At 64.1% G+C, this 26,359-nt stretch carries 25 protein-coding genes and 1 tRNA gene; 12 read left to right on the top strand and 14 right to left on the bottom strand.

Annotated elements, in window-relative coordinates; translation table 11 throughout:
• Positions 1-3 precede the first annotated feature (3 nt).
• Complete coding sequence (locus tag ACTIFE_RS07835; protein ID WP_439528596.1) at positions 4-786, bottom strand: SIR2 family NAD-dependent protein deacylase; 783 nt, start codon at positions 784-786, stop codon at positions 4-6.
• 150 nt (positions 787-936) lie between these two features.
• Between ACTIFE_RS07835 and ACTIFE_RS07830 the strand changes: the two genes are divergently transcribed.
• Together ACTIFE_RS07830 and ACTIFE_RS07825 are read left to right on the top strand one after the other, a co-directional pair.
• Complete coding sequence (locus ACTIFE_RS07830) at positions 937-1,377, top strand: VOC family protein (RefSeq protein ID WP_439528595.1); 441 nt, start codon at positions 937-939, stop codon at positions 1,375-1,377.
• A gap of 200 nt (positions 1,378-1,577) precedes the next feature.
• Positions 1,578-1,652 (top strand) — tRNA-Glu (locus tag ACTIFE_RS07825).
• 150 nt (positions 1,653-1,802) lie between these two features.
• Here the strand turns inward: ACTIFE_RS07825 and hpaR are convergent.
• Positions 1,803-2,306, bottom strand: coding sequence for a homoprotocatechuate degradation operon regulator HpaR (gene hpaR, locus ACTIFE_RS07820; RefSeq protein ID WP_439528648.1), 504 nt, complete (start codon positions 2,304-2,306; stop codon positions 1,803-1,805).
• 124 nt (positions 2,307-2,430) lie between these two features.
• Between hpaR and ACTIFE_RS07815 the strand changes: the two genes are divergently transcribed.
• The 6 genes from ACTIFE_RS07815 (at position 2,431) to ACTIFE_RS07790 (ending at position 8,811) form a co-directional block, all read left to right on the top strand.
• Positions 2,431-2,832, top strand: coding sequence for a 5-carboxymethyl-2-hydroxymuconate isomerase (locus ACTIFE_RS07815; protein ID WP_439528594.1), 402 nt, complete (start codon positions 2,431-2,433; stop codon positions 2,830-2,832).
• Entirely contained in the window at positions 2,829-4,349 is a 1,521-nt protein-coding gene (gene hpaE / locus ACTIFE_RS07810) for a 5-carboxymethyl-2-hydroxymuconate semialdehyde dehydrogenase (RefSeq protein ID WP_439528593.1), read from the top strand. The genes ACTIFE_RS07815 and hpaE overlap by 4 nt, the downstream gene beginning before the upstream one ends.
• A 52-nt stretch (positions 4,350-4,401) precedes the next feature.
• Positions 4,402-5,382: a 3,4-dihydroxyphenylacetate 2,3-dioxygenase gene (gene hpaD / locus ACTIFE_RS07805; protein ID WP_439528592.1), complete on the top strand. Its 981-nt coding sequence runs from the start codon at positions 4,402-4,404 to the stop codon at positions 5,380-5,382.
• A 12-nt stretch (positions 5,383-5,394) separates the two neighbouring features.
• Positions 5,395-6,279: a fumarylacetoacetate hydrolase family protein gene (locus ACTIFE_RS07800; RefSeq protein WP_439528591.1), complete on the top strand. Its 885-nt coding sequence runs from the start codon at positions 5,395-5,397 to the stop codon at positions 6,277-6,279.
• A complete protein-coding gene (gene hpaH / locus ACTIFE_RS07795) occupies positions 6,279-7,082 on the top strand; it encodes a 2-oxo-hept-4-ene-1,7-dioate hydratase (protein ID WP_439528590.1) in 804 nt (267 codons plus the stop codon). Before ACTIFE_RS07800 ends, hpaH begins: the two co-directional genes overlap by 1 nt.
• 139 nt (positions 7,083-7,221) lie before the next feature.
• Positions 7,222-8,811, top strand: a complete 1,590-nt coding sequence (locus ACTIFE_RS07790) for a caspase family protein (RefSeq protein ID WP_439528589.1) — start codon at positions 7,222-7,224, stop codon at positions 8,809-8,811.
• A gap of 7 nt (positions 8,812-8,818) precedes the next feature.
• On the opposite strand, the gene ACTIFE_RS07785 is transcribed toward ACTIFE_RS07790, so the two are convergent.
• The 4 genes from ACTIFE_RS07785 to ACTIFE_RS07770 all read right to left on the bottom strand — a co-directional run bounded on the left by ACTIFE_RS07785 (position 8,819) and on the right by ACTIFE_RS07770 (position 13,386).
• Positions 8,819-10,780 (bottom strand): adenylate/guanylate cyclase domain-containing protein, encoded by a 1,962-nt coding sequence (locus tag ACTIFE_RS07785; protein WP_439528588.1) that lies wholly within the window; start codon positions 10,778-10,780, stop codon positions 8,819-8,821.
• Entirely contained in the window at positions 10,777-11,484 is a 708-nt protein-coding gene (locus ACTIFE_RS07780; RefSeq protein WP_439528587.1) for a hypothetical protein, read from the bottom strand. Before ACTIFE_RS07780 ends, ACTIFE_RS07785 begins: the two co-directional genes overlap by 4 nt.
• A gap of 270 nt (positions 11,485-11,754) precedes the next feature.
• The gene (locus ACTIFE_RS07775) at positions 11,755-12,279 is read right to left on the bottom strand and encodes an SH3 domain-containing protein (RefSeq protein WP_439528586.1); all 525 of its coding nucleotides are present in this window, start codon (positions 12,277-12,279) and stop codon (positions 11,755-11,757) included.
• Positions 12,280-12,441: 162 nt separating this feature from the next.
• Positions 12,442-13,386 (bottom strand): ornithine cyclodeaminase family protein, encoded by a 945-nt coding sequence (locus ACTIFE_RS07770; protein ID WP_439528585.1) that lies wholly within the window; start codon positions 13,384-13,386, stop codon positions 12,442-12,444.
• Positions 13,387-13,541: 155 nt separating this feature from the next.
• Between ACTIFE_RS07770 and ACTIFE_RS07765 the strand changes: the two genes are divergently transcribed.
• Positions 13,542-14,153: a pyridoxamine 5'-phosphate oxidase family protein gene (locus tag ACTIFE_RS07765; RefSeq protein WP_439528584.1), complete on the top strand. Its 612-nt coding sequence runs from the start codon at positions 13,542-13,544 to the stop codon at positions 14,151-14,153.
• An 8-nt stretch (positions 14,154-14,161) separates the two neighbouring features.
• Positions 14,162-14,566 carry a DUF2306 domain-containing protein gene (locus ACTIFE_RS07760; protein ID WP_439528583.1) on the top strand — a complete coding sequence of 135 codons (405 nt, stop codon included), beginning with the start codon at positions 14,162-14,164 and terminating at the stop codon, positions 14,564-14,566.
• Between the two features lie 22 nt (positions 14,567-14,588).
• Here ACTIFE_RS07760 and ACTIFE_RS07755 read toward each other — a convergent pair whose 3' ends face one another.
• Together ACTIFE_RS07755 and ACTIFE_RS07750 are read right to left on the bottom strand one after the other, a co-directional pair.
• Positions 14,589-15,266: an SdpI family protein gene (locus ACTIFE_RS07755; RefSeq protein ID WP_439528582.1), complete on the bottom strand. Its 678-nt coding sequence runs from the start codon at positions 15,264-15,266 to the stop codon at positions 14,589-14,591.
• Entirely contained in the window at positions 15,263-15,571 is a 309-nt protein-coding gene (locus tag ACTIFE_RS07750; protein WP_439528581.1) for a metalloregulator ArsR/SmtB family transcription factor, read from the bottom strand. Before ACTIFE_RS07750 ends, ACTIFE_RS07755 begins: the two co-directional genes overlap by 4 nt.
• A gap of 185 nt (positions 15,572-15,756) precedes the next feature.
• On the opposite strand from ACTIFE_RS07750, the gene ACTIFE_RS07745 reads away from it, so the two are divergent.
• Positions 15,757-17,802, top strand: a complete 2,046-nt coding sequence (locus ACTIFE_RS07745; RefSeq protein ID WP_439528580.1) for a M3 family metallopeptidase — start codon at positions 15,757-15,759, stop codon at positions 17,800-17,802.
• Positions 17,803-17,848: 46 nt separating this feature from the next.
• On the opposite strand, the gene ACTIFE_RS07740 is transcribed toward ACTIFE_RS07745, so the two are convergent.
• The 6 genes from ACTIFE_RS07740 to cobT form a co-directional block, all read right to left on the bottom strand.
• Positions 17,849-18,265, bottom strand: coding sequence for a hypothetical protein (locus ACTIFE_RS07740; protein ID WP_439528579.1), 417 nt, complete (start codon positions 18,263-18,265; stop codon positions 17,849-17,851).
• A 104-nt stretch (positions 18,266-18,369) separates the two neighbouring features.
• Positions 18,370-19,734, bottom strand: coding sequence for a hypothetical protein (locus ACTIFE_RS07735; RefSeq protein WP_439528578.1), 1,365 nt, complete (start codon positions 19,732-19,734; stop codon positions 18,370-18,372).
• Positions 19,735-19,876: 142 nt separating this feature from the next.
• On the bottom strand, positions 19,877-21,910 hold the full coding sequence (locus ACTIFE_RS07730; RefSeq protein WP_439528577.1) for a vWA domain-containing protein: 2,034 nt from the start codon (positions 21,908-21,910) through the stop codon (positions 19,877-19,879).
• On the bottom strand, positions 21,910-22,464 hold the full coding sequence (locus ACTIFE_RS07725; protein WP_439528576.1) for a hypothetical protein: 555 nt from the start codon (positions 22,462-22,464) through the stop codon (positions 21,910-21,912). The genes ACTIFE_RS07730 and ACTIFE_RS07725 overlap by 1 nt, the downstream gene beginning before the upstream one ends.
• A gap of 223 nt (positions 22,465-22,687) precedes the next feature.
• Complete coding sequence (locus tag ACTIFE_RS07720; protein ID WP_439528575.1) at positions 22,688-23,791, bottom strand: hypothetical protein; 1,104 nt, start codon at positions 23,789-23,791, stop codon at positions 22,688-22,690.
• Positions 23,792-24,046: 255 nt separating this feature from the next.
• Positions 24,047-25,069, bottom strand: a complete 1,023-nt coding sequence (gene cobT / locus ACTIFE_RS07715) for a nicotinate-nucleotide--dimethylbenzimidazole phosphoribosyltransferase (RefSeq protein ID WP_439528647.1) — start codon at positions 25,067-25,069, stop codon at positions 24,047-24,049.
• 126 nt (positions 25,070-25,195) lie between these two features.
• Here cobT and ACTIFE_RS07710 point away from each other — a divergent pair, with 126 nt between their 5' ends.
• Positions 25,196-26,008, top strand: a complete 813-nt coding sequence (locus ACTIFE_RS07710; protein ID WP_439528574.1) for an adenosylcobinamide-GDP ribazoletransferase — start codon at positions 25,196-25,198, stop codon at positions 26,006-26,008.
• Positions 26,009-26,359 lie beyond the last annotated feature (351 nt).

Here is a 26,359-nt window from a genome sequence, read left to right as displayed (position 1 = left end):
GCATCAGCACGCCCAGGAGAACTGCCGGAAGGTCTCGCCAAGCGATGTCCGGATGCACCACTCAGCGAGGTCATCCAGCGGCGTCGGCTCCCTGTTAACGATGATCAACTGTGCGCCGGCGTCGGCGGCGATCTCGGGCAGCGCTGCTGCAGGGTGAACGACCAGCGACGACCCCAGAACGAGAAACACGTCACAGCGCCGGGCGGCAGCGACTGCGCGCGCCATCTTCTCCTGTGGCATGGCCTCGCCGAAGCTGATGACGGCGGCTTTCAAAAGGCCATTGCAAGCCTGGCAGCGCGGGCTTCTGCCTGCGGCGACGACGGCCTCCTGATCCTCGATCCGGGCTTTGGCCCTGCAATCGAGGCAATGGGCATAGGTGCCATTGCCATGCAGTTCAACCAGCCGGTCGGCGGCAAGTCCGGCCCGCTGGTGCAGCCCGTCGATGTTCTGGGTGATGACGAGATTGACCTGTCCTCTCTCAGCCAGCCGGGCTAGCGCCAGATGGGCTGCGTTCGGACTGGCGGACGAAAATTCGGCTCCAAAATGGAATCGCCGGCGCCAGTCCTCGAGCCGGGCCGCCTTGTCTGAGACGAAGGCCTGGTATTGAATAGGGATTGTGTTGGCCCATATGCCTCCGGGCGAGCGGTAGTCGGGTATGCCCGATTCGGTCGAGATCCCGGCACCGGTCAGCACAACCACCCGCCCTTCCCGGGCAAACACCTCGGCCAGCACGGCGCTGGCCTGGTCCACATCCTTTATCTGCCGCGCGTCCGATTGGCGTGTCATGGTGCCCACCGCCCTGTTTGAGATCCCGTCAGGTTGTCTGAACCCGGTCTTGTCCGGACAGTTTCTGTCGCACATCGAGGTCCAGGCAAGCCCGGTGATGCCACCACGCCGATTGTAGCCCGCTGCTTCAAGCTTTTCCGAAAGGACACCATGCGCTACCTGCACACGATGGTCCGCGTGACCGATGTCGAGGCCTCGCTCGATTTCTACTGCAACAAGATGGGCATGACCGAAGTGCGCCGGATGGAGCACGAGGCTGGCCGCTTCACCCTCATCTTCCTTGCCGCCCGCGAAGATGTCGACAGCGGCCGGGCCGATGCGGCACCGCTGCTGGAACTGACCTACAATTGGGATCCGGAAACTTATGCCGGTGGCCGCAACTTCGGTCACCTCGCATATGAAGTCGACGACATCTACGCTTTCTGTGCCGACCTGATGGCCAAGGGCGTCACCATCAACCGCCCGCCGCGCGACGGCCGCATGGCCTTTGTGAAGTCACCGGACGGCATCTCGATCGAACTGCTGCAAAAGGGCGAAGCCAAGGCCCCGGCTGAACCTTGGAGTTCGATGGCCAACACGGGCACCTGGTAAGATCCCCGCTTAAGCCATTCTAACCATGAGAGGAGTCCGGTGATCGCCGGGCTCCCGAGGTTTTCCGCCAAAGCACCGGACGCGACCGACGAAAAAATCCGAGCCTGTGGAAAACCATGCAAATACCCTCTTGCAGCCTCCACTCAATCTGCCTATAAGCCTCCTCACACGACGCGGCCCACACGGGCTGCACCGAGTAAGCGCCCATCGTCTAGCGGTTAGGACGTCGCCCTTTCACGGCGAAAACAGGGGTTCGATTCCCCTTGGGCGTACCACTCCATAAGTGGTCGTGCTTTCCTCCCTTAAAGTCCAGTTTAACAACAGCCGGAACTTGTTCGGCCGTTCCTGATGTCTGTTATGGCTCGAAACCCGGCGCCGCAACTGATCGCAGGGCCCCGGGCGCCACAGGCTGGTGCGGGTCGGGATCAGTCGTCACCCTGCGCCTCTGCGGGACCCAAGCGGCTGACCAGACGGTCCAGTTGATCCATCAGGCTTTCGAGTTCCGCCCCGCCGCAGCGCGCTTCCAGCATCTGATAGACCGCCGCGCTCTCGGGCCGGATTTTCTCGATCAGGCCAAGACCGTCAGGTGCGATACGCACCAGGGTCCGGCGACCATCGTCGGCGTCCTTGCGGATAAAAATCAACAGCCGCTTCTCCAGAAGACGAATCATCCGGGTCAGGCTCGGTGCCAGGATCAGCGCCTTGGCTGCCAGCTGAGTTGCGTCCATTTCGCCTTCTTCGGCCAGCACGCGCATGACGCGCCATTGCTGCTCCGTCAGGTCATGGCGCGACAGCATGGGACGAAAATGCGCCATCACGCTTTCCCGCGCCCGCAACAGGGCGATCGGGAGTGAACGACGTGTTGCCCGCAAGTGCCCTTTCGCGCCTTCGGTGTCCGGCCCCTGACCCTCGATTTCGTCCGGTCCCATATAGTCCTCGCTGACTGTGACGCCCGAGGGACGCCCCTCGATCCCTTCCTTCTTGCCTATAAAACATTTGACGGCCATGCGGGTTTATATTTAACATGTTAATTACCAAGAGGAGATCGCGGTCATGCCACATCTGACACTCCAATATGCCGGGCCGGTCGAGGCTACCGTGGACATGACGTCCGCCTGCCGGGAACTGCATGCCGCCATGCTGGCGACCGGTCTGTTTGAACTGGGCGCTGTGAGGGTTCGGGCCTTGAAGGCCGATCATGCCGCCATCGGTGACCTGCTGCCGCACAATAGCTTTGTCGACATGATCCTGCGCATCGGCACGGGGCGCAGCGCGGAGGAGAAGAAGGCAGGCGGCGATGCAATCTTTGCAGCAGCCGGAGCGATCTTCGCCCCGCTGCTTGCCGAGCCGCATTTCGCCCTGTCTCTCGAAATCATCGAAATCGATCCGGCCCTGAGCTGGAAGCGCAACACCATGCACCCGCGTCTGCGGAACGCCGAGAAGGACCGTCCATGAGCGACCTGCAAAAGAACCTGGCCCGTGCCGAAGACTATCTCGCCCACTTTGCTCGCGATGGCGTTCTGAACCATATCGGCGGCGTCTCGGTCGCAGCCGACAGCGGCGAGACCTTCGAGACCCGCTCTCCGGCCGACGGCCGGCTGCTGGCCAAGGTCGCCAAGGGCGGTGCCTCCGACATCGACAAGGCGGCCAAGGCAGCCAAGGCGGCATTCAAGAGCTGGGCCGCCCTCTCCGGCGCCGACCGGCGCAAGATCCTGCACAAGATCGCTGACGGCATCGTTGCCCGTGCAGACGAGATTGCCTTCACCGAGTGCATGGACACCGGCCAGGCGCTGCGGTTCATGTCGAAGGCAGCGCTGCGCGGGGCGGAAAACTTCCGCTTCTATGCCGACAAGGCCCCGGAAGCGCGCGACGGCCAGTCGATCCAGGCGCCGGGACAGGTGAACATCACCACCCGCCATCCGATCGGGCCCGTCGGCGTGATCACGCCGTGGAACACGCCCTTCATGTTGTCGACGTGGAAGATCGCACCGGCATTGGCGGCCGGCTGCACCGTCGTCCACAAGCCGGCCGAATTCTCGCCGCTGACCGCCCGTCTGCTGGTCGAGATTGCCGAGGAGGCCGGCCTGCCGAAGGGCGTCTGGAACCTCGTCAACGGCTTCGGCGAGGACGCCGGCAAGGCGCTCACCATGCACCCGGACATCAAGGCCATTGCCTTTGTCGGCGAAAGCCGCACCGGCTCTATGATCATGCGCCAAGGCTCCGAGACGCTGAAGCGCGTTCACTTCGAGCTCGGTGGCAAGAACCCGGTCGTGGTCTTCGCCGATGCCGATCTGGAGCGGGCTGCGGATGCCGCTGTCTTCATGATCTATTCGCTGAACGGCGAGCGCTGCACCTCCTCGTCCCGCCTGCTGGTGGAAGAGAGCATCCATGACGCCTTCGTCGCCAAGGTTGCCGAGAAGGCCGCCCGCATCAAGGTCGGCCATCCGCTCGATCCGGACACGGTCATCGGCCCGCTGATTCACGAGGTGCACGAGAAGAAGGTTCTCTCCTACTTTGACATCGCCCGTGAAGATGGCGCCACCATTGCCGTCGGCGGCCAGAAGCTCGGCGGTGAGTTCGCCAGCGGGCATTATGTCAGCCCGACGCTGTTCACCGGCGCGAACCAGTCCATGCGCATCGCGCAGGAGGAAATCTTCGGCCCGGTCCTGACGGCGATCCCGTTCAAGACGGAAGAGGAAGCCCTCACTATTGCCAATGACGTCGAATACGGCCTCACCGGCTACATCTGGACCAATGACGTCACCCGCGCCTTCCGTTTCTCGGAAAGCCTCGAGGCCGGGATGATCTGGGTGAACTCGGAGAACGTCCGCCATCTGCCGACGCCCTTCGGCGGCGTCAAGAACTCCGGCATTGGCCGCGACGGCGGGGACTGGTCCTTCGATTTCTACATGGAAACCAAGAACATCGCTTTTGCGACGCACGCCCACGCCATCCCCAAGCTCGGCGGCTGATCCCCGCTACACCCTGACCAGAACAATCCGGCAAAGTCTCCGGGAGGACCCGATGCCCATTCCTGCCCCCAATCTCTATCCGCCCTTCAACATCGTGCGGCTGAGCCACGTGGAATTCACCGTGCGCGATCTGGCTGCATCGCGCGCCTTCTACGTCGACATCCTCGGCCTTCAGGTCACCGACGAGACCGACAGCGAGATCTACCTTCGCGCCATGGAAGAGCGCGGGCATCACTGCATCATCCTGAAGAAGGGTGAGACGGCGACCGCCAACCTGCTCGGCTTCAAGCTCTTTGACGAGGATGACCTGACCAGGGCTGAGCAATTCTTCAAGGCAAAGGGTCTGCCGGTGGAGTGGGTCGAGCGGCCCTACCAGTCGCGCACGCTGCGCACGCAGGATCCGCACGGCATTCCGCTGGAATTCTACACCCGTATGGACCGGCTGCCGCCGATCCACCAGAAATACGCCCTCTACAAGGGCGTGAAGCCGCTGCGCATCGACCACTTCAACTGCTTCACCCCGAGCGTGGACGAGAGCGTCGCCTTCTACAACGAGATCGGCTTCCGGGTGACGGAATACACCGAGGACGAAGTATCTAAGAAGCTCTGGGCCGCCTGGACGCACCGCAAGGGCGGCGTGCATGACATCGCCTTCACCAACGGCCGTGGCCCGCGCCTGCATCACACCGCCTTCTGGGTGCCGACACCGCTCAACATCATCGACCTGCTCGACCTGATGGCCACCTCCGGATATCTCGCCAACATCGAGCGCGGCCCGGGACGGCATGGCATTTCCAACGCCTTCTTCCTCTACATCCGCGACCCGGATGGCCACCGCATCGAGATCTATTGCTCCGACTACCAGACGGTCGATCCGGACCTGGAACCGATCAAGTGGGACCTGAAGGACCCGCAGCGCCAGACGCTCTGGGGGGCGCCGGCGCCGAAGTCCTGGTTCGAGGAAGGCAGCCTCTTTGCCGGCGTCGAGCCCGTTGCCGCCAAGCTGGACGCCCAGCCGATCGTGGCCCCGTGAGGAGATGACGACATGACCATCGCCCTGCCCTCATCCCGACTCGTCGGCTTTCACAGGAACGGCCAACGCCGCTATGGTCTGGTCAACGGCGATGGTGTCGTCGACCTCAGCGCCCGGTTCGGAGCCCGCTGGCCAACCCTGCGCAGCGTGCTCGCAGACGGCGCGCTGTCGCGGCTGGTTGAAGAGGGCTCCGGCCTGTCGGCAGACCTGGATCTCGACGGTCTCAGCTTCGACCTCCCCGTCACCGACGCAGACAAGTACATCTGCGTCGGCGTCAACTTCCCCGACCGCAACGAAGAGTACAAGGACGGCCAGGCCGCGCCGTCGAACCCGTCCCTGTTCGTGCGCTTTTCATCGTCCTTCACAGGCCACAACGCGCCGCTGATCCGCCCGCCGGAATCGCATCAGCTCGACTACGAGGGCGAGATCGTCATCGTCATCGGCAAGCCGGGCCGCCGGATCTCCGAGAAGGATGCACTCTCCCATATCGCCGGCCTCAGCCTTGCCAACGAAGGCACGCTGCGCGACTGGGTTCGCCACGCCAAGTTCAACGTCACCCAGGGCAAGAACTTCGACCGCTCCGGGTCGCTCGGCCCCTGGTTCGTGCCCTTCACCGGCGAGGAGCAGATTGCCGACATCGCGCTGGAAACCCGGGTGAACGGCGAGCTGCGCCAGTCGGACCGCACCAGCCGCATGATCTTCTCCTTCCGCAAGATCATCGCCTACATCTCGACTTTCGCCACGCTGCTGCCGGGCGATGTCATCCTGACCGGGACGCCGACCGGCGCCGGCGCACGTTTCGATCCGCCGATCTGGCTGAAGCCGGGCGATGTCATCGAGGTCAGCGCCGACGGGCTCGGCACCCTGACCAACCCTGTTGCCGACGAGGTGATCTGATGCTGAGTGCCGCCGAAATCGACGCCGCCGCCGCCGCCCTCGATGAGGCCGAGCGTGCCCGTGTGCAGACCGGGCTCCTGTCCCTGAAGCACCCTGGCATGACCATGGACGATGCCTATGCGGTCCAGGCCGCCTGGGTGAAGCGCAAACTCGCGGCCGGGCGCAAAGTGACCGGCTGGAAGATCGGCCTCACCTCCAAGGCGATGCAATACGCGCTCAATATCAACATCCCGGATTCGGGCGTGCTGTTCGACGACATGGCCTTCGAGGATGGCTCGGTCATCCCGGAAGACCGTTTCATCCAGCCGCGCATCGAGGCGGAGATCGCCTTCATCCTGAAGGCCCCGCTGAAGGGACCGGATGTCACCGTCTTCGACGTGCTGAACGCGACTGACTACATCACGCCCTCGCTGGAAATCCTCGACACGCGCATCGTCCGGGTCGATCCCCAGACCAAGCAGACCCGCACCATCGTCGACACGATTTCCGACAACGCCGCCAACGCCGGCTACGTGCTTGGCGGCCGGCCGATGCGGCCCGATGCGGTCGACATGCGCTGGATGGGGGCGATTGTCTCGAAGAATGGCGAAGTGGAAGAGACCGGCCTCGGCGCTGGCGTTCTCAACAATCCGGCCCGGGGCATCGCCTGGCTTGCCAACCGGCTGGCGCAATATGGCATGGGCCTGTCGGCCGGCGAGGTTGTGCTGGCCGGCTCCTTCATCCGCCCGGTCGAAGCCCCGCACGGCTCGTCGATCCACGCAGATTTCGGACCTTTTGGCAGCGTGAGTTGCCATTTCCGCTGAAAAGCCACGCTTTGTGACGCGCACGACGGACAGGCCGTATCATCTGACCGATGATGCGGCCTGCTTGTATGAGGACGCGACCCGTGGCAGAGATTTGTCTACCGTAGCGTCCATCATTGTCCGCCGGAGGAACACGAAGATGCTTGCGCGCGCACTTGCCGTTCTGGTCGTCCTGATCGCCGGAATCTCGCCGGCGCTTGCCAAACGCGTTGCCCTCGTCATGGGCAATGGTGACTACGCCCATGCAGTTGCCCTGCCCAACCCCGCCAATGATGCGCGCGCCATGACGGCGAAACTGCAGCAGCTCGGCTTCGAAGTGGTCGCAGGCTATGACCTCGACTATCAGGGCATGCGCCGCACGGTCGCCGATTTCGCCAAGACGGCGCGCGGAGCCGAGATTGCGCTGTTGTTCTATGCCGGGCATGGCATGCAGGTGGGCGGCGTCAACTACCTGATCCCGATCGACGCAAAATTCGCTGACGAGACCGCGCTCGACTTCGAGACCATTTCGGCGGATTTCGTGCTGCGCCAGATGTCGAATGACGTGAAGGTGCGCATGGTGTTCCTCGACGCCTGCCGCGACAATCCGCTGGCCCGGACACTGGCGCGCAGCATGAGCCCCAGCCGCTCCGCGGCAGTGGGGCTCGGCCTTGCGGAACTCAAGATGGAAGACGCCGGCGCTGAAGGCTCGGTGATCGCCTTTGCCACCTCGCCGGGAGATGTGGCGCTGGATGGGTCCGGCTCCAACTCGCCCTTCACCACGGCGCTGCTGCGCCACATTGATGCGCCGGATACACCGATCCAGAACGTGATGACCCGGGTGACCGGCGACGTTTACCGCGAGACCGGTGAACGTCAGCGCCCGTGGGTCAATGCCTCACTGATCGGCGAAGTGTTCCTGAACCGCTCAACGGGAGCCGCTGCGACGGCCTCCGGAACGACCGCCGCGTCCGAACCGGCACCGACCGCCGTCTCCGGCACGGTTCCAACTGCGGCAAGCCAGATCGCCTGGGAACGCGAGAAAGCGCTCTGGGATGCCGCGCAGGCCGCCGGCACGGTGGGCGACTATTCCGCCTATCTCGCGGCCTACCCGAACGGGACTTTCGCCGAAGTCGCCCGCAACCAGGTTACCCGCCTGTCCGGCGGCACCACGGCGCCGACCGAAGGGCAGAACGAACAGGCGATGGCCAGCACCACTGCCCCCTCCGCAGCAGCAGCCGAACAACAGGTCGCAGTTCTGACCGAAGGCAACAGCGCCTCGCGGACGGCGCCGGCAGACATGGCAAATCCGGCGAGCCAAATCACGGCCACGGAACAAGGCTGGAGCCAGATGCGCCGGCGTGAAGTGCAGCTGCGACTGAACCTTGCCGGTTTCGATGTCGGCAAGCCGGACGGCGCCTTTGGCAACCGCACCCGCAGCGGCATCCGCGCCTGGCAGACAGCAGCCGGTCAGCCCGCAACCGGCAGCCTGAATGAGCCGCAGTATCAGATGCTCGTCGCCCAGACGCAGGCCGCCTACGTGGTGATCGCCGAAAAGCTCAAGCAGCAGCAGGCGCAGCGCCGCGATGCCCGCAGTGCCCAGAGGCAGCAGCCCCTTGCGGATGCCCCCGGAGCCCCTGGCCCCGAACGCCTGCCGCCTGAAGATCAGAGCGGGATCGACGGAGCCGCCGGGGCTGCCTTCATCGGCGGGGTGCTGGGCGGCGTTCTTGGCGGGGCGCTGGGGCGGTAAAGGAACCTTAAGTTCGGGAGGTCGCTGTCTGGCGCGACGGGGTGGCGTCGCTGGAGGCGGCAGGCTCAGCCTCTTCCGGGACCAGCATCAACGCCGGGCCCTCGCCGTCCATCCACAGACGAGCGTCATCCAGCGTGAGAACAACCGTTTCAGTCATGAGGCCGCGCAGCTGTCCGCGCCACAACAGCCGCTGCGGCCAGCGAGCCGGCAAGGCATCTCCGACCGGACCGGTGAAGGCAAGGCGCACAGCAGCGTCCTTGGCAATGGACTCGATCCGGCTTGCCGTGTTGACCGTGGTCCCCATCACCGTGAAGGAGCGGCGAGTCTCGCCACCAATATCGCCGACCAGCGCCGGTCCGGCATTGAGAGCGATACGCAGGTCAAGTTCCGGCTGCCCGGTCCGCCGGCGCAGTTCCGGCAGCAGATCAACGACGGCAAGCGCGCAGGCCACGGCCCTTGCCTCCGGGTCGGCCACATCATTCGGCGCGTTCCAGACCGCCATGACGGCATCGCCAATATACTTGTCGATATAGCCTTCCGACCGGGTGATCTCGGTGCCGATCGCATCGAAGACGGTGTTGACCACCTTGACCACCTCGCGGTCGGGAAGGCGCTCCGACATGCGGGTGAAGCCGACGATATCAATGAAGCCAATCACAACCTTGCGGGTCTCGCCGCCAAGATCCGACAGGCGCTCCTCCTCCGCCATGGCCCGGATCACCTGCGGTGACAGATAATGCCCGAACAACCGGACCAGTTCCCGCTCACGCCGTTTCAGGACCGCGACCTGGGCAACGCCGGCCACCATCAGTGCAATGAACCCGGCTGTCGGCGGCGCACCGGCTGGCAGCAGCCAGCCGGACATCAGGACCGCGAAGGCGAGCCCGATCCCGGCCAACACCAGCCCAGCGACCACCAGGGGCAGGCTCGGCAGCGGCAGGTTCAGGCCGGCGAATGCGCCGACCAGGGCAAAGACAAAGATCAGCGCTCCGACCAGCGGCAGCGGCGCTTCCGTGACCGTGCGGGCCACCAGCGGCGATCCGATCAGATCCGCGAGAATGAACACACCGCTCGTTGCCGTGCGAACGGGCGGGCGTCCGGCCGGTCCGGCGCTCTCGCCCACTGGCGTTTCGCGTGGCAGAAATCGGTCGAGGTAAAGATGCTCATCCTCGTTGGGCAAGGTCGAGCCGAATAGGATGACGCGGCCCTCGGCAAACTGCTTCAGCTTTTCCGCCCCGTCCGGCGCATCCATCAGGTCAAGGACATCAAGCAGCGACAGATAGGGAACGGATGTTGCCAGCCGGGCCCCGGGCACGGCAACATAGGGCCTGTCGACCACGGCCCCGGCATGGCCAAGCATCGCATCGACAAAGGCCGGGGAGGTCTCCAATGGCAATTGCGGCCGATGCCGGCGAACGACGCCGTCATTGTCGGTCAGGATCTCGGTCGACCGCACACCGTCGCTGCCGGCAGCAGCGGAAATCGAGCGATGCGGGATACCTGTCGAGGTGCGGGCGACAACGACGCGGCCCCGGTTTTCATACAGGAAACGCAGAAACTGTCGGTCATAGCCCTTGAGGCGGGCCTCGCCGGTTTGCGGATCAGCAAAGGCATCAGCGGAAAAGGCGAAGACAAAGTCGAGGCCGATGGCCGTGGCCCCGGCATCGAACAGCGCAGTCCCTGCCTTGGCAAAAGCCTGCGACATGAACACCCGCGGGATCGCTTCCAGCCGCTTTGATGTCAGGGAAGCCTGGTCGAGACCGACCACAGCAACAGGAAAGCGGTCCTGCGGCAGGTCGGTGACCAATGCCCTGACCTGGAGCAGCCGGTCGGAGACCCAGCCCTCCCAGAGCGCACGCGTCGCACCGACACCCGCCAACAGTCCAGCGATGACCGCGATGACAATCACCGCAGCCTTCAAACGCCGGCGTTCCCTGGCGGCTGTCGCTGCCCGCGCGGCTTCGTTCATTTCACGACGACAACCGCCGTTTCCCGGCCGACTTCAAGCGGGTCCAGCGTGAACTGGCGAATTTCAGCTTCGCCCGTGCCCGCACGCGGCTTGAAGGTCAACTCGATCGGGACGCCATTTCCCTTGCCTTCGGCCGGGGCCACGAGATCCGGCATGTCGGCCAGGACCTTGTCGTCCAGTTTGTATTCCTGCGGCGCACCACCATCGACCGAGACGAAGACGCTGTCATAGCGCTCCTTCAGGTCCTCGCCGAACCGCAGCATCAAGGACGCCGCAACCTTGTTTTCGGGAATCAGCCCGCGCATGGTGACCGCCAGGCCCTTGCCGCCGTCCGTACCGGCGTTGCCGGCTTCTTGCTTCAGGCAATTGCCCGGACGCAGTTCCTTCTCCTCGCCTTCAGCGATGATCAGGCCGGACGAGGTGGCTGTGACGCTACCACCGGTGATACGCACCTCGCGGCAGGCGGTGTAGTCGAGAAGGTCGACGTAACCACCGGTGCCGAGGGCAATTTCATCGCCAGGCACCAGTTCGGCGAAGGCCGTGGCATTGACGCCCTCGGACCGGTCCAGCACCATGGCTACCGGGTCTGCGGCGAAGGCGGCTGTTGCCGTCAGCGCAGCAAGCGAAACGCCGGCAGCCAGACGGCGCAGAGCCTGTCCGGCCTTGCGGGAAACGTCAGGAAAACTCCAGATCTGACGGGCCATGCCATACTCCTCAAGCGTGTCAGCGGGGTTGTTGCTCAAGCCCCTGTTCGAATCTCGATCTCGGGTCTGAGCCTAGCGGCAAATCAGTTCCGAACTGTGGCAACAATCACAGGACTTGCGGGTTTTACCGGGACAGGCCTGCCCCATTTGCCCGCTCGGGCTGGCGCACACCCACCCCAGAAATGGCGAAAGCCCGATCTTGCCGGGCTTTCTCCGTGTGTTGGCACCTGACGGGGCGTTTGCAACAGACGGCCCGGAACGCGCAAGACTTCAGTTGCGATAGGATTCTTCCTGCATCGGCCGACCAGGGTGGGAGCCCTGGAACTCCGGCCCCGGAATCGACGGCTGCGGGGGACGGTATCCATCACGGGGGCGATGGGGTTCCGGCCGGTACGGCTCAGGCCGATAGACGGGCGGACGATACTCCGGCGGCCGGTAGTGGGGCGGACGATAGACCGGGGGCCGATAGACGGGCGGGCGATACACCGGCGGCGGAACGACAATCACCGGAGGCGGCACGACCACCGGCGGGGGCGGATAGTAGCCGCCGCTGACCGGAATGAGGTAACGACCGCTGACAAAGCCGCGATAGCCGGCATAAAACACCGAACACCACGCATTGCACGCACCGACCTCAACGAGTGCACCACGCGGAATGACCAGGATTGGCGCGTAGTTGGTTCCAGGACCTGTCCGCATGTTGAGATCTGCCGAGGACTGGGCTGTCCAGGCAAAGGCTGCACCGGAAGACAGAAGCCCGCCGAGAAGAACAGCATTGAATAAAAACTTGCGCATTTCACCACCTTGCTCGAACGGGGTGAGGGATAAAAAATACTTCACAACCCATGACGCCGGGCGCCAAAGAAAACAAGATCACAGAAGGCCTGCCTCTGCTTCACGTCTGTTTCACGCAAGCTAGAAAGGCATTTGGGCGTTATTGTGTCGCAGCCCTTGCCCTTATCCAGCGTGCCCCTCATAGGCTAGAACTGCACCGGCAAGGTCCTCCAGCGCAGCACCAACCGATTTGAACAGGGTGATCTCTGTGTCAGAGGTCCGGCCCAGCGCGGTGCCCCGCGTCAGGTCATAGAGATCACCGGCAATGGCCTCCGGTGTCAGCGCGCCCGACTGCAGCGGAATGACGATATCGCCCCCCTCCTTCATCGCCCCTGCGCGAGTGTCGACATAAACCCGCGCCCGGCGTATGGCAGCGTCGTCACTTTCGCGCATGGTCGGCTTGTAGGCGCCAACCAGATCGACGTGGCACCCCTCCGGCAGCCAGTCGCCAAGGATCAGCGGCGTTTGCGACATCGTGGCGGCGCTGACGATATCCGCCGTGCGAACAGCCGCCTCCAGATCGGCTGCAGCGACCACCTCGACGCCGAGATCGGCTTGAAGGTCGGCAGCGACCTCTTCGGCGGCCGCAAGTCGGCGGCCCCAGATCGTCACTTTGCGGATCGGCCGAAGGGCGCAATGGGCCTCCGCCAGTGGGCGCGACAGGCTGCCCGTCCCCGCAATCACGAGATGGCCGGCATCCTTGCGGGCGAGATAGTCGGCCGCCAGCACCGAGGCAGCCGCCGTCCTGCGCGCCGTCAGCACGGCGCCGTCGATAAGTGCGAGAGCTGCACCGGTGCGCGCGTCAGAGAGGATGTATTGCCCGGAAATAGAGGGAAGCCCGCGCGTTGCATTGCCCGGCATTACCGTCACCAGCTTGACCCCGAGATACTGCCCCGGCGTCCAGGCCGGCATCAGCAGCAGCGTCGCGTCAGGCTCACCCGGGACCCCCATCGTGTGGTGATGGCGCACCGGCATCTCGCAGCCTGCGCGGAACATCTCCCGCAGCGCCTCGACCAGCGCCTTGTAGGGCAGCGCCGCAGCCGTCTCGATATCGTTCATCACCCGCATGGCCCTGGCTCCCGAAAAGTCGATTTCTAAGCAGCGGCCAGACTAGACCGCACGGAACCGATTTCAAGGCCAGCCCCTGCAGTTTCTACTGGTACTGATCGTATGCCGGGATTACGGTTTTTGGCGTTGCCCACCGTCCGGACCGCCCACTCGCCATGACCATCCTGACCAGCGTTGATCAGCTCGAAGCCATCTACGGCCCGACCGGGCCCACCTCCACCGTCAAGGAAAGCCCGCGCCTGACGCCAATGTATCGCCGGATGATGGAGGCTGCGCCCTTCTGCGCGCTCGCGACCAGCGGTCCGGAGGGGCTTGATTGTTCGCCCCGCGGCGACAAGGGCATGTGTGTCGTCATCGAGAACGACACGACCCTGATCATGCCGGACCGGCGCGGCAACAACCGCATCGATTCCCTGCGCAACATCGTGCGTGACCCGCGCGTGGCGCTGATGTTCCTGATCCCCGGCTCCGGCAACGCGCTGCGTGTCAACGGCAAGGCCGTTGTCAGTGTCGATCCGGCCCTGCTGGCCCGCCTTGCCATGGAGGGAAAAGCTCCACGCTCGGCCATCATCATCACCATCGAGACGGTCTACTTCCAGTGCGCCCGCGCCATCCTCCGCGCCGGCCTGTGGGACGAGGCTGCGAAGGTTGACCCGAAAACACTGCCGACCGCCGGCGACATACTCGCCGACCTGTCGAATGGCACGATTGGCGGCAAGCCATACGACGAGGAATGGCCGACCCGCGCAGCCGCTTCCATGTGGTGAGGTAAACCATGTCGCTTGAACCTTTGCTGGCCGCCGGGCCAGTTGTCTACACCCACGCCTTTGCCGCCATTGCCGCCGCCGTGTTGGGCATTGTCCAGTTCGCCGCGCCGAAGGGCACCCTGCCCCACCGCTCGCTCGGCTATCTCTGGGCTTTCCTGATGTTGTGGGTCGCTGGATCCAGCATGTTCATCCATGGCATCCGGATGATCGGCCCGTTCAGCCCAATCCATATCCTGTCAGTGGTCACGCTCATCGGTGTTCCCATGGCGGTCTGGGCCGCGCGAAAGGGGCAGATCACCAAACATGCCAAAGCCATGAAAGGCTACATGCTCTGGGCGCTGCTGGTGGCCGGGATCTTCACGTTCTACCCCGGCCGGCTGATGTATCAGGTCGTGTTCGGTCCCTCGGACTGAAATCCGACATTCCCCCCTGGCTTCAGCGTTTCGTCAGCCAAAGCACATTGAGAAGGCTGGCGAGTGCCGGCAGGATCGCTGCGGCAAGCAAGGCAAGGCCAAGAATTCGGCCTTCGCCTGTCATCGCGGCGATCACGATCAGCGCAGCGCCGCCAGTTGCAAAGGCCATCCCGGCAAATCGGTTTGCCTGACGCCAGGCAACCGGATCTCGCAGCGTCGACGGTCGTCTCAGCCCGGCATAAGGGTTAGGCTGGGTTTTCGGCAGGACATTGCCAAGCAACATCAGAAACAGGCCCAGCGCGACACAGATCAGGCGCAGGACATTGACCTCAAGCCCGGCGCCTGCGGACAGGATGATCGTCTGACACAGGGCAAAAAGCCAGATCATGCCGACGACGGCGACCGCCATGGCTGCGCGCCCTGCCCGCACAGCTTCAGCCGGCGCATATCGCGTCAGTGCCATGGCCCCAAGGGTCAGAATGAGACTGATTGCGGGCAGAAGCAGCAGGGCGATATCCCGTCCGAGATACGAATCCGCCTGACCGGTCAGATCGAAATGCACCGGCAACGCGGCCTCAGCCGGCAGCAGCAGGAACCCCGCCAGCGTCAGGCCGGCGATCAGGCCCAGCCCCACAAACCCTGCGGCCCCCAGTGTGCCGGGACGCGATGTGTCAGCCATCAGGCTTGGACTTTCACTCATTCCTGCTTTCCTTCGCTTGAAGATGGGCTTTCAGTCGCGCTCCGGCCATCCGTCAGCGTCAGGACACCCGCCAGCGCCTCCTCCAGCAACGACATGTTGAGCTGGTAGATCAGGCTCGTTCCCTGCCGTTCGACGGACACCAGATCCGCCTCGCGCAATTTCTTGAAATGCACGGACATCGAAGGCTTCGACAGGTCGAACCCGGCGGCAAGGTCCCCTGCCGACAAGGGGCCGGACCTGAGCCGGGCCAGAATCTGGCGTCGCACCGGATGAGCGAGCGCCTCGAACACTTGGTTGAATGCCATACGGGCTCCTCTTGGCCCAATGTTTAGACGATTCTCTAATTAAAGGCAAATCTAAATATTGGCGCACATCACGTCAGCGAATTTGGAAAGTGGCAATGGCTTGCCCATATGACAGGATGGGAAACGGATGGCCGACCGTAGCCGTCTCCCGCCCTGCCTCTCCGCCACCCAAGGTATTCCGATCCATGTCCGACAATCCGCTGCTCTCCACCTGGTCCACGCCTTTCGGCCTGCCGCCTTTTGCCGATATCCGGTCGCAGGATTACGTCGCGGCCTTCGATACGGCGATGGCCGAGGCAAGGGCGGAGATCGACGCGATCGCCGGTCAGGCGGACGATCCGACCTTTGACAACACGATCCGCGCCATGGAGACGAGCGGCGAGGCGCTGACCCGCGTATCGCGGACCTTCTACAACCTCACCGGCGCCCACACGAACCCGGAGCTGCAGGCAATCGAGCGCGAAATGGCGCCGAAACTCTCGCTGCATGGGTCGGAAACGCTGCTCAACCCGAGGCTTGCCGCCCGCGTCTTTGCCCTGTGGGACCAGCGCGACAGCCTGGACCTCACTCCGGAACAGGCCCGGGTGCTGGAGCGCTACCAGTTGATGTTCACCCGCGCCGGGGCAAGGCTCGGCGATTCGGCCAAGGCCCGCATGGCCGGGATCAGCCAGCGGCTCGCCTCCCTCGGCACCCAGTTTGCCCAGAATGTGCTGAAGGACGAATCTGACTATCAGCTCGTGCTCGAAACAGAGGCGGACCGGGCCGGTCTGCCGGACTTTCTGCTCGCGGCGGCTGCAGCGGCTGCCAGGGAGCGCGGGCTGGAGGGCAAGCATGTCATCACCCTGTCGCGCTCCTCGATCGAGCCCTTCCTGCAGTTTTCCACCAACGGGGCCTTGCGCGAGGAGGCATTCAAGGCCTGGTCCGCGCGCGGCGAGGCCGAGGGCCCGACCGACAACCGCGGTGTCATTGCCGAGACGCTGGCGCTGCGTGCCGAGCGCGCCCGGTTGCTCGGCTACCCGAGCTATGCTGCCTACAAGCTGGACGACAGCATGGCCAAGACGCCGGAGGCGGTGCGCGGACTGCTGACCCGCGTCTGGGGTCCGGCCGTCGAGCGCGCGCGCGAGGAAGCCGAAAAGCTTGCCGAGGTCGCCCGTGCCGAAGGCAACAACGCGGCCATCGCTCCCTGGGACTGGCGTCACTATGCCGAGAAGGTGCGCAAGCGCGACCATGATCTCGACGAGACCGAGCTGAAGCCCTATCTGCGGCTCGACAAGATCATCGAGGCCGCCTTCGACACCGCAACCCGCCTGTTCGGCCTGCGCTTTGAGGAAAAGCACGGTCTGCCCGTCTATCATCCGGACGTGCGCGTCTTCGAGGTGAGCGATGCCAAGGGCAATCACGTCGGCCTGTTCCTCGGCGACTATTTTGCCCGCCCCTCCAAGCGCTCCGGCGCCTGGATGAGCGCCTTCCGGTCACAGCACAAGCTCGACGGCGAGGTCCGGCCGATCATCGTCAACGTGATGAATTTCTCGAAGGGCGCGGACGGTGAACCGGCGCTGCTCACCTTCGATGATGCCCGCACCCTGTTCCACGAATTCGGCCACGGCCTGCACGGGCTCCTGTCCGATGTCACCTATCCGATGATCTCCGGCACCAGCGTGGCACGGGACTTTGTCGAGTTGCCCTCGCAGCTCTACGAACACTGGCTGAGCCAGCCGGATGTGCTGTCGCGCTTTGCCGTGCATTACAAGACCGGCGAGCCGATGCCGAAGGCCCTTCTCGACAAGGTGCTCGGCGCGCGCAACTTCAACCAGGGTTTCGCCACGGTCGAATACACCGCCTGCGCGCTGATTGACCTTTCCCTGCACGAGATGCCGGATCCGGCCGGCATCGACGTCACCGCCTATGAGGCCTCAGCCCTCAAGGACCTCGGCATGCCGTCGGAGATCACCATGCGCCACCGGCTGCCGCATTTCGCCCATGCCTTTGCCGGCGAGGGCTATTCGTCCGGCTACTACAGCTACATGTGGTCGGAGGTGATGGACGCGGACGCCTTCAGCGCCTTCGAGGAAACCGGCAATGTGTTCGATCCGGCGACGGCGGAAAAACTCTACCGCCACATCTATTCCGCCGGCGGCCGCCAGGACCCGGATGCCGCCTACAAGGCCTTCCGTGGACGCGGCCCGGACATCAACGCCCTTCTGGAAAAGCGTGGCCTGGCGGCAGCTTAAGGGCAGGCAGGTCCCGGCGGCTCCTCAACAAAGCCTTCCGGTGGGTTCACCGCGGGAAGGCCCGGCTTGCGGCGTGAAGCAGCATAACCAGAAGCGTTGCAGCGGCGGCGACCGGACCAACCAGCAGTGGATACCAGCCCTGTACCAAGCCCTGACTGAACAGCGGAATGACCAGCCCCATGGCGGCAGCGGCAGCCGCCAGCAGGACGGCGGCCAGCCGGATCGTCAGGCCCAGGCCACGCCCGGCACACCACCGGTCCACCAGACCGGCCAGCAGGGCAGGAGCAAGACCCAGCCCGTAGGATGGCAGCAGAGCGGCAGCCACCACCGCCAGGTTCAAGGGATTTGCTCCCAACAGCCACAACACCAGCACGCCCGCAATGGGCGGCCCAAGCAGGAGCAGGAACCAGAATGCCGATGCGCTCTGCGGTGGCGGCGCAGCGTCCCTGTCGCGCGGGACCATCTGGGAGCATTTGCGGCGGAACCGGCGGCGCCGCAAATACTCTATCGCTTTATTTTCACGCAACTCCGGACGCAAAACCAGCTCCCCCTTTTACCGGTGTTGCTCTAACGCACCGTGCCGAAGCCGGGGACACCAAGGCCCAGGCAGAAGATGTTGCCGCCACGCTTGTTGCGAATGACACAGGCCTCGCCGCCGCCGATATCGGCCCGGTAACCCGTGGAGAAGACCGCCTCGCCAGAGGGATCGCGGGCCCGGATCGTGCCGCCCTCGGACTTGTCGCTTTTCTGCAGCGTCGCAACCGCTGCCCCGCCCTCATAATAGGCCGCGACAAGGCGCTCCTTGCCGACCAATCCTGCGCCCACCGTGCCATTGCCTGCGAAGGCATGCACGAAACCCGATCCGTCGCTGTCTGCGGCAAGGGCCGCGCTGTTCTTGCTGCCATTTCCAACATAGACAAGCCCGGTCCCGGCCACGGACGGATTCTCGCCTGCGGCGGCGATCACCTGGCCGCCCGCGCCAAACAGCCTGAGGGCAACGCCGCGCCCGTCAAAGGTTCCAAGGCCTGCTGCCGGCTGATCGTTCTTGCGAACAACAAGTCCGAGCAGCGCCGGCCCTGAGCCAAGCTCGAACTGGCCTTCAGTCGTGGTGCCGCGCATCTGGATGCCCTGGCCAGAGCTGGCCTTCATCTCGAAGACCGACGTGTCGCCATTCACAAGGGTGGTACGATTGGTCTCACCTCCTTCCAGCGACAATCCGCCCGCCTGGTTGCCGAGATAAAGCTGTGGCGGCTGGCCCTGCTTGAGCTGGATGTTCGTCGTGCCCCCGCCAAGGCTGCTGAAGGTCGCGCCAGCTTCATCGACAAGCAGTAAGGTGAAGCCGGTCTTGTCGACAACCTTGAACGGGGCCGTCACCGTGCCCTTCTGGCGCTCCAGCTCGGCGACGCGGTTCTCCAGTCCATCGATCCGCCCCTTGTGTGCCTCGATCAGTTCCATGACGGCTGCCGTCGACTGTTTGAGCGCCTCGACCTGAGCCTGCAATTGCGCCAGGTTCGCCTTCGAGTGCTCGATCTCGATCATCTTCTCGGTGTTTTCTTTCTCCAGCCGGGCAAGGCGCTCCCGTAGCTCCTTGCCGCCGTTGGAAATATCGGAAATGGCCTTGCCGAAGGCATCGAGTGTCGAGCCGACCGCATCGGCAATCATCTTGCCGTTTGCGACATTCTCAAGCTGCTTGGCAATCGCACCGGCAGAGTTGACGAGCGGCTGCAACTCCGCCGGCACATGTTTCTCGATCTCGCCAACAACTGCATCCGTGGCGGCGTTGGGGAGGTTTTTCACCGTGTTTACGGCATCTTTTGCCGTCGACAGCGCATCCTGTGCCTGAGCCGTCCCCGGCAGCTCCTGCGCCACGGCTGACGTAACAAACCCGGACTGCAGCAGCCCGATCAAAAGAAAACCTGCAAGAAGGCGCATCGACACCACTCCTCAAAGATGAGATAAATCTTGAATTGATGACTTATTGAGCAAAATACCAGAAATATTTACAAGTTTATCAGTATTACACAATTAAAACTACTAACACTTCTCGCGTAAGTTTAAATACTATGATATTTTCTTATTTTATAACTATAATCTCATTTATAACATGCCCTGGAGCAACATCGACTTCAGCCACTCCAGTGCGGCCAACGGAGTCCAGGGCAATGATGCGGTAGCGGCCAGCCGTGACAATCTGCGTGTAGTCGCGTGGCACACCGACCTCGAAGAGCGGCTTTTCCGGAAAGATGCCGCTGCTGGCCGGGCCGAAGACCGAGATCAGGATGTTGACCGATGCCTCACCTGAAGCGGCCTGTGCTGCCATGGTCAACCGGCCCGCCGCCTGGTCGATGCGGACGGTCTGTTGCTCCCCTGGCCTTGCGACGAAGCGGACGCTGGCCGTGGCGGTGCCGGACACCAGTGCCGCTTCCCATTCTCCCGGCATCAGCTTGAGCTGTGGACGTGCTTCGGCGTGGTTCTCCAGCGCAGGCCCGACCGCCGCGCCGCCAAGAACGCGCAGCGGGCGAACCGTCCATTGCGCATCCCGCCAGTCGGAAAAGACCTCGCCGCCAGGCGCAAGCGCCCCTTCAAGAGCAACGCTACCTGCCCCGATCGACACCCGGACCGTCTGGTCCTGGCCTTCTACGACCTCTGCCTCAGCCGGGATTTCGGCCCCGCCAAGCGACAGGATCACGGCGTAGACCCCGGCTGGCAACACGGCAACCGGCTGCGCCACTGCATCGAAACCAACAACCAACTGCGTTTCGTCCCGTCTGGAAATTCGCCAGGACAGTTCGGTCCCGCCCAAAACCGGTGCCGCCTCACCCTCAAGCGCGGCTTCCAGTCTCAGGCGACCGAGATGAAGATTGAGCACAAGGCTTTCCCGGCCGCCGGATGGAACCAGCACCTCACCTTGCGCTTCGCGCTTCCCGGTGGTCACGGCCACCGCATATCGCCCCGGCGCAAGCGCCAGGGCAGGAGCCACGCCGGTTGGCGCCGTCAATGGCGCCTGACCATCCAGTGGTGTCACGCTCCAATCGAGGGGGCCGGCAAGATCAAGCTCGTCAAGGGTCATCCCCTTCGCCGCGATCAGCGACAGGTCGAGCCGCCCGAGGTCAATGCCAACCTCGACTGGCAGGCCACCGGCCTTGTCGATCAAGACTTGGGTGAGTGATGCAGCGTTGGCGCCCTTCAGCCCGACTGTATAGGTTCCCGGTTTCAGAACCAGCGCGATGCCCTCGCCGCCTCCTTCATAAACCGGTCCCCCGCCCTCAGCCGCCCGCACTGTCCATGCCAACGGCACGCCAACCAGCGTCTGCATGTCCTTGGCAACGGCCACGAAAGACACCGGGACCGGTTGAGGCTCGGCCACGGGGGGCCTGACGGGCTCCGATGCCAGAGTGGGCACTGGGGTAGGTACTGGGGTGGGCACTGCAGCGGCCGAAGCAGTCTGTCCAGGCTCAGGCTCCGCCACGCCGGTGCTTGCCGCAAATGCCGAAACGGCTTCCTGCAAGTCCCCGGCTCCTTCGGCACTCCGCATCAGGCCGCCACCTGCCCCGGCGATACAAGCAAGCGCCTTGCTCTCCGCCTCGGTCAGACCGAAACCGATCACGTGAATGAACACTTTGCCATTCGCCGCACGCAGCGCCCGGGCAACCTCGCAGGGATCCTCGCCACAGGTTTCAAGGCCATCGCTCAGCAGCAGGATGTTGCCACCTGTCTCAGGCAAGAGCCCTGCGGCATGGCGCAGGGAATCGGACAACGGCGTCTTGCCGCGCGCGCGCAGCTTTGCAAGCGCGGCAGTCAGGTTGTTCAGGTGCACCGGCCCCGGCGGGCTCAGCGTCTCGATATCGCCGCAGTCGCTCTTGCGGCGATGTCCATAAGCCACCAGCGCCAGAGACGCGCCCGGTTTCCAGCGCGCAACGTCCTCAGTCAGGATCTTGCGTGCCGCATCAAGCCGTGTCTCCCCGCCGATGCGCTCCGCCATGCTGCCGGAGGAATCGATGATCAGAACCGCCGGTTCCGTAGCCCGCGCGCCGGCCAGCGGACATGCCAAAGCCGCACAAGCGGCAAGCAGCGCGGTCCCCATGCCATGGCGAAAGGACACAGGCATCATTGCACCGGCGGGGTGATGTTGCTGTAGGAAATCGTCATCTCGATGTCCGTGTCAGTCATCTTGTAAGGCAGGCCATCGGAATCGCCGACCCAGAGCGTCTGCACGCCGGGCTTTGCGAGGCTTTCCGCCCCCTTAAGCGCTGGCGGCACGTAGGTGTAGGTGGTCATCGACCTGCCGTCGATCATGTCTGCTCCGGCCTTGGCGCAATCCTTCAGACTGGCGGCATCCGGGACAACGGCCTTCAGGATGCCGAGGCGACCACCCGGCTTCAGGGTGACTTTCTGCCATTTGTCGCCGGGGTTGACATAAAGAACATCGCCAATCGCAATCGACTGGATCGGCGGCATGTCCGGCATGCGGACCATCTGGCTGTAGCCTGGTACAGCGGCCAGGGCCTCGAAGGCCTTCAGGATGGCCGCGCATGTATCCGCACGAACGGGACTGGCCGCAAGGCAGAGCGCAAGACACACAACAATGCCTGTGCCGTAGCGTATCTGCGCTCTGCCCGTGTCTGCGGCCTGATGAAGCTGATGGGGCCGTGTTCCTGCCATGTTCTGCGCCTTCTGGTTGACCTGTGCACAGGCCGCATGCTTTCGCCCCGGGACGAAAGCCTTGCCCAAGGGTCACAGCAGTCACCCCGATTTGAAAGATACCATTTGATACCAAAATGAGGGCAGCAGGCCTCCCGGAGCAGGAGACCGGTCAGAATCCAAACCGGAGCCAGGACCTGAACCAGAATCCAAACCAGAGCCAGAGCCAGAGCCAGAGCCAGAATCAGGGCAAGGGCGGCAGCGACTTGATCAGCGCAACCAGGGCGGTCTGCTGATTTGTTCCAGTCTTGCGGAAAATGCGGATCAAGTAATTGCGCGCAGTGCCAAAGCCGATCCCCGCCCGCTCCGCCGCCTCTTTCAGCGACAGACCTCCGGCGATGAGTGCGGCCAGTCTGGCTTCCGCGCGGGTCAACGAAAAAAGCTGGCGCAGGGATATGTGCACCTGATCCGGCACTGCAGATGAAATCCCGCTGATCATCACCAGCGCGCTTCCCGGCGGCATCAGGCCATAGGCGCTGCTGCCGGGAAGCGGGGCAACCGACACACCATACTGGCGTGCAGGCTGGCCGCCGCCCGCAGATACGGACAAAAGCAGCGTTCCACCGGCACTCACCATGCCATGCGGGGTACAGACGCGCCCGACAAGCTCCTGGAAAGCCGCAGTATACGGCAGTGCAGCGGTACAGACCTGGCCATCTGACAGTTTCAACGGGCCGGAAGGGCTGGAGAGAATCGCTTCCGCCGCCTCATTCATCCAGCCAAGCCGACAATGACCATCGAGCAGAATGATGCCAAACTGCATCTGCGCAAAAGTTGCGACAAGCGAGGAGGTTTTGCCAATGGCCCGCTCCATTTCGCCTGCACGCAGCAGATGCGGCACGATCCTGTCGAACAGCCGGCGTTCGGAGGTGCTGAAACTGGGTTGTGTCTGGGTTCGGGTGACATGGATGCAAACGGCCGCCTGTGCATTCTCGAACAGCTTGCAACTGATAGACTCATGCAGCCCCATTGGGTGGTAGACGTCATTCCAGAGCTCCCGGCCGTGCAGCGCGCGGGTATCAACGATCTCGTCCCAGGAGTAACTCTTACCGACAGCCATTGCCTTTTCGGCGATCGCCAGCGGGTCCCGGGTGTAGGCTCCCAGGAACAGGGATGTGGTAAACTGCGGATCGTCGTGCGTCTCATGCGAGACGGCGCGAAGATCCGAGGTTCCAAACGCCGCAATGCAGGCGCGCGCACCGCCAAACAGGCTGCGCACCCCCTGCATGACACTGGTCCAGTCGCCGCTGCCATAGGCTGCCGAATAGATGCTGTCCACAAGCTGCAAGACAGGCTCTGACCCAACGGTCGCCATAGCTCACCTTTCCGCTGCCAGCGTGCCGCCGAACAGCTTCCGACCAGCCCGGCGGAAGCACCCGGCATGGCCGCGACACACTACGCTACGGCAGCTTCCAGGTGCAGTGGAAAAACACTGCCTCTGACCTTGCTTCGGGATGCGCGGGGGCATTGGCCCGTGAGGGACAGGATCAGACCAGGTGAGGCAGTCCGCGGCACGCAGCCATGCGCCAGCGGACTGCGCGGCTCAGCTTTCCTTGCCCGAGACGCCGGCCGATGAAAACGTCGCCATGCCGGCATGCACGCTGGCGGCGGCCTTGACGATGCCGGCGGCCAGCGCCGCGCCGGTGCCTTCGCCCAGACGCATGCCGAAATCGAACAGCGCCGTCTTGTTCATGGCAGCGAGCGCCCGGCGGTGCGCCGGCTCGGCCGAGACATGGCCGAACAGGCAGTGATCGAGCGCGCCCGGGTCCATCTTGTAGAGCACGGCTGCTGCCGCCGTGGTGACGAAGCCGTCGACGATGACCGGCGTGCGCTGCAGGCGGGCGGCGAGGATCGCACCGGCCATGGCGGCAATCTCGCGCCCGCCGACCTTGCGCAGCACTTCCAGCGGATCATTGGCGGCGCTGCCGAGCCGGGCAACTGCCTTTTCCACAGCCACGCGCTTGCGCTCCAGGCCCGCGTCATCCACGCCGGTGCCAGGGCCAACCCAGTCCGCCGCCGTGCCGCCGAAGAGACCGTTGAACACGGCCGCCGCGATGGTGGTGTTGCCGATGCCCATCTCGCCGAGACAGAGCAGGTCCGTGCCGCCAGCCACCGCTTCCATGCCATAGGCCATGGTGGCGGCGCAGTTCGGCTCGTCCAGCGCGTCCTCGTCGTCAATCGGCGGCGTCGGCATGTCGATGGCGAGATCGAAGACCTTAAGGCCCAGGTCATTGGCGATGCAGATCTGGTTGATCGCCGCCCCGCCGGCCGAGAAATTCTCCAGCATCTGCCGGGTCACGCTCTGCGGGAAGGCAGACACGCCCTTGTCGGCAATGCCGTGGTTGGTGGCAAAGATCGCGACCAGCGGCCGGGTGATCTTCGGCGGCGCCTTGCCGGACCAAGCCGCCAGCCATTCAGCGATTTCCTCCAGCTTGCCGAGCGAACCTGCCGGCTTGGTCAGTTCGGCATCGCGGGCGCGCACGACAGCGGCGGCGGCCTCGTCCGGGCCGGGCATCTGGGCCACCAGATTGCGGATATCGTCAAATGGCAAGGCGGATTCGGACAGGGACATGACAACGGGCTCCGGAAGGGCGCGGCAGACGCTGCCGGTTGGCGGCGCGGGTTTGCCGTTCTATAACTCTCAGGCGACAAATGACAACGGGTGGGCGACAGGTCCATGCAAGAGACCGACATGGACGAACGCCCGGGATGGCAGGTGACCGGCTGGCGCCTTCTCGCCGATGCCGCCGGATGCCTGCGCTTTTTTTCAAGGTTGCCGGTGCCTCAGATCGGGCCCTATGACGATGTCTCCGGCGCACCCGAGTTTGCCCGGATGGCCCGGGCCATGCCCCTCGCCGGTGCGCTGCTGGCCCTGGGACCGGCGCTGCTCTGGCTTGGGCTGCAGATGACCGGCCTGCCCGCCTATGCCAGTGCCGCCCTTGTGCTGGGAGCGATGATCGCCCTGACCGGCGCGCTGCATGAGGACGGACTGGGAGACGTGGCCGATGGCTTCTTCGGCGGGGCGACGCGCGAACGTCGGCTGGAGATCATGAAGGACAGCCGCATCGGCGCCTTTGCGGCCATTGCGCTGTCGCTGTCGCTTGTCCTCAAGATCGCGCTGCTGGCCGCCCTGCCGGAGCGCTTCGGCCTTGCGGGCAGTCTGCTGCTGCTGATCGGGATGGAAGCGGTGTCGCGACTGCTGTGCCTGTGGCAATGGGCCCAGCTTCCATCGGCCCGTCCCGACGGGCTTGCCGCGCGTTTCGGGGTGCCGGGCATGGATGGAGTTCTGAACGGCTTGGGCCTCACAGCGCTTGTGCTGCTTCCGCTTGTCTTTGTGCTTCCGTTTTTGTCACTCGTCTGCGGGCTTGCCGCCGGCGCACTGGCAGCGCATGCTACAGGCCGGTTGGCGTTTGCAAAGATCGGCGGCTTCACCGGCGACGTCATCGGCGCCGTGCAGCAGTTGTCGGCGCTGGCGTTCCTGTTGGGGGTTCTGGTGCTGGCATGATGCAATTGAGCAAGTATCTCGTACGGTTCGCCGCTCTTGCCATGACGGCTGCACTGCTCGCTGGTTGCGGCAGCCGCCCAGTGACAGGGGCGCTAGCGCCCAACACGGCGACAGCCGAAGGAACTTCGATCGAAGAGCTTCTGGTCGTGACCACACGCAACCGGTCCGAGGCCCCGGGCACGCTGTTTTCCGGCGAACGGGCCAACCAGCGCGACTTCGCCGAGGTCGCCATTTCCATCCCTCCGAACCACGCGTCCGGCCAGATCGAATGGCCAGACAGCCTGCCTGGCGACCCGGCTCGCCACATGGTCACGCGCAAGGCCAGCTATCTGAATGGCGATGACGGCTTCC

Source organism: Pannonibacter sp. (genome assembly GCF_051860505.1).
Taxonomy (GTDB): Bacteria; Pseudomonadota; Alphaproteobacteria; order Rhizobiales; family Stappiaceae; genus Pannonibacter.
The sequence above is the reverse complement of the archived record's forward strand: the minus strand, read 5'-3'. Positions and strand labels throughout refer to the sequence as shown.

Bases quoted from the DNA above. Each gene is read 5' to 3' on its own strand.
- ACTIFE_RS07835 (WP_439528596.1), bottom strand. From the start codon at position 786: ATGACACGCCAATCGGACGCGCGGCAGATAAAGGATGTGGACCAGGCC.
- ACTIFE_RS07830 (WP_439528595.1), top strand. From the start codon at position 937: ATGCGCTACCTGCACACGATGGTCCGCGTGACCGATGTCGAGGCCTCG.
- hpaR (WP_439528648.1), bottom strand. From the start codon at position 2,306: ATGGGACCGGACGAAATCGAGGGTCAGGGGCCGGACACCGAAGGCGCG.
- ACTIFE_RS07815 (WP_439528594.1), top strand. From the start codon at position 2,431: ATGCCACATCTGACACTCCAATATGCCGGGCCGGTCGAGGCTACCGTG.
- hpaE (WP_439528593.1), top strand. From the start codon at position 2,829: ATGAGCGACCTGCAAAAGAACCTGGCCCGTGCCGAAGACTATCTCGCC.
- hpaD (WP_439528592.1), top strand. From the start codon at position 4,402: ATGCCCATTCCTGCCCCCAATCTCTATCCGCCCTTCAACATCGTGCGG.
- ACTIFE_RS07800 (WP_439528591.1), top strand. From the start codon at position 5,395: ATGACCATCGCCCTGCCCTCATCCCGACTCGTCGGCTTTCACAGGAAC.
- hpaH (WP_439528590.1), top strand. From the start codon at position 6,279: ATGCTGAGTGCCGCCGAAATCGACGCCGCCGCCGCCGCCCTCGATGAG.
- ACTIFE_RS07790 (WP_439528589.1), top strand. From the start codon at position 7,222: ATGCTTGCGCGCGCACTTGCCGTTCTGGTCGTCCTGATCGCCGGAATC.
- ACTIFE_RS07785 (WP_439528588.1), bottom strand. From the start codon at position 10,780: ATGAACGAAGCCGCGCGGGCAGCGACAGCCGCCAGGGAACGCCGGCGT.
- ACTIFE_RS07780 (WP_439528587.1), bottom strand. From the start codon at position 11,484: ATGGCCCGTCAGATCTGGAGTTTTCCTGACGTTTCCCGCAAGGCCGGA.
- ACTIFE_RS07775 (WP_439528586.1), bottom strand. From the start codon at position 12,279: ATGCGCAAGTTTTTATTCAATGCTGTTCTTCTCGGCGGGCTTCTGTCT.
- ACTIFE_RS07770 (WP_439528585.1), bottom strand. From the start codon at position 13,386: ATGCGGGTGATGAACGATATCGAGACGGCTGCGGCGCTGCCCTACAAG.
- ACTIFE_RS07765 (WP_439528584.1), top strand. From the start codon at position 13,542: ATGACCATCCTGACCAGCGTTGATCAGCTCGAAGCCATCTACGGCCCG.
- ACTIFE_RS07760 (WP_439528583.1), top strand. From the start codon at position 14,162: ATGTCGCTTGAACCTTTGCTGGCCGCCGGGCCAGTTGTCTACACCCAC.
- ACTIFE_RS07755 (WP_439528582.1), bottom strand. From the start codon at position 15,266: ATGAGTGAAAGTCCAAGCCTGATGGCTGACACATCGCGTCCCGGCACA.
- ACTIFE_RS07750 (WP_439528581.1), bottom strand. From the start codon at position 15,571: ATGGCATTCAACCAAGTGTTCGAGGCGCTCGCTCATCCGGTGCGACGC.
- ACTIFE_RS07745 (WP_439528580.1), top strand. From the start codon at position 15,757: ATGTCCGACAATCCGCTGCTCTCCACCTGGTCCACGCCTTTCGGCCTG.
- ACTIFE_RS07740 (WP_439528579.1), bottom strand. From the start codon at position 18,265: ATGGTCCCGCGCGACAGGGACGCTGCGCCGCCACCGCAGAGCGCATCG.
- ACTIFE_RS07735 (WP_439528578.1), bottom strand. From the start codon at position 19,734: ATGCGCCTTCTTGCAGGTTTTCTTTTGATCGGGCTGCTGCAGTCCGGG.
- ACTIFE_RS07730 (WP_439528577.1), bottom strand. From the start codon at position 21,910: ATGCCTGTGTCCTTTCGCCATGGCATGGGGACCGCGCTGCTTGCCGCT.
- ACTIFE_RS07725 (WP_439528576.1), bottom strand. From the start codon at position 22,464: ATGGCAGGAACACGGCCCCATCAGCTTCATCAGGCCGCAGACACGGGC.
- ACTIFE_RS07710 (WP_439528574.1), top strand. From the start codon at position 25,196: ATGGACGAACGCCCGGGATGGCAGGTGACCGGCTGGCGCCTTCTCGCC.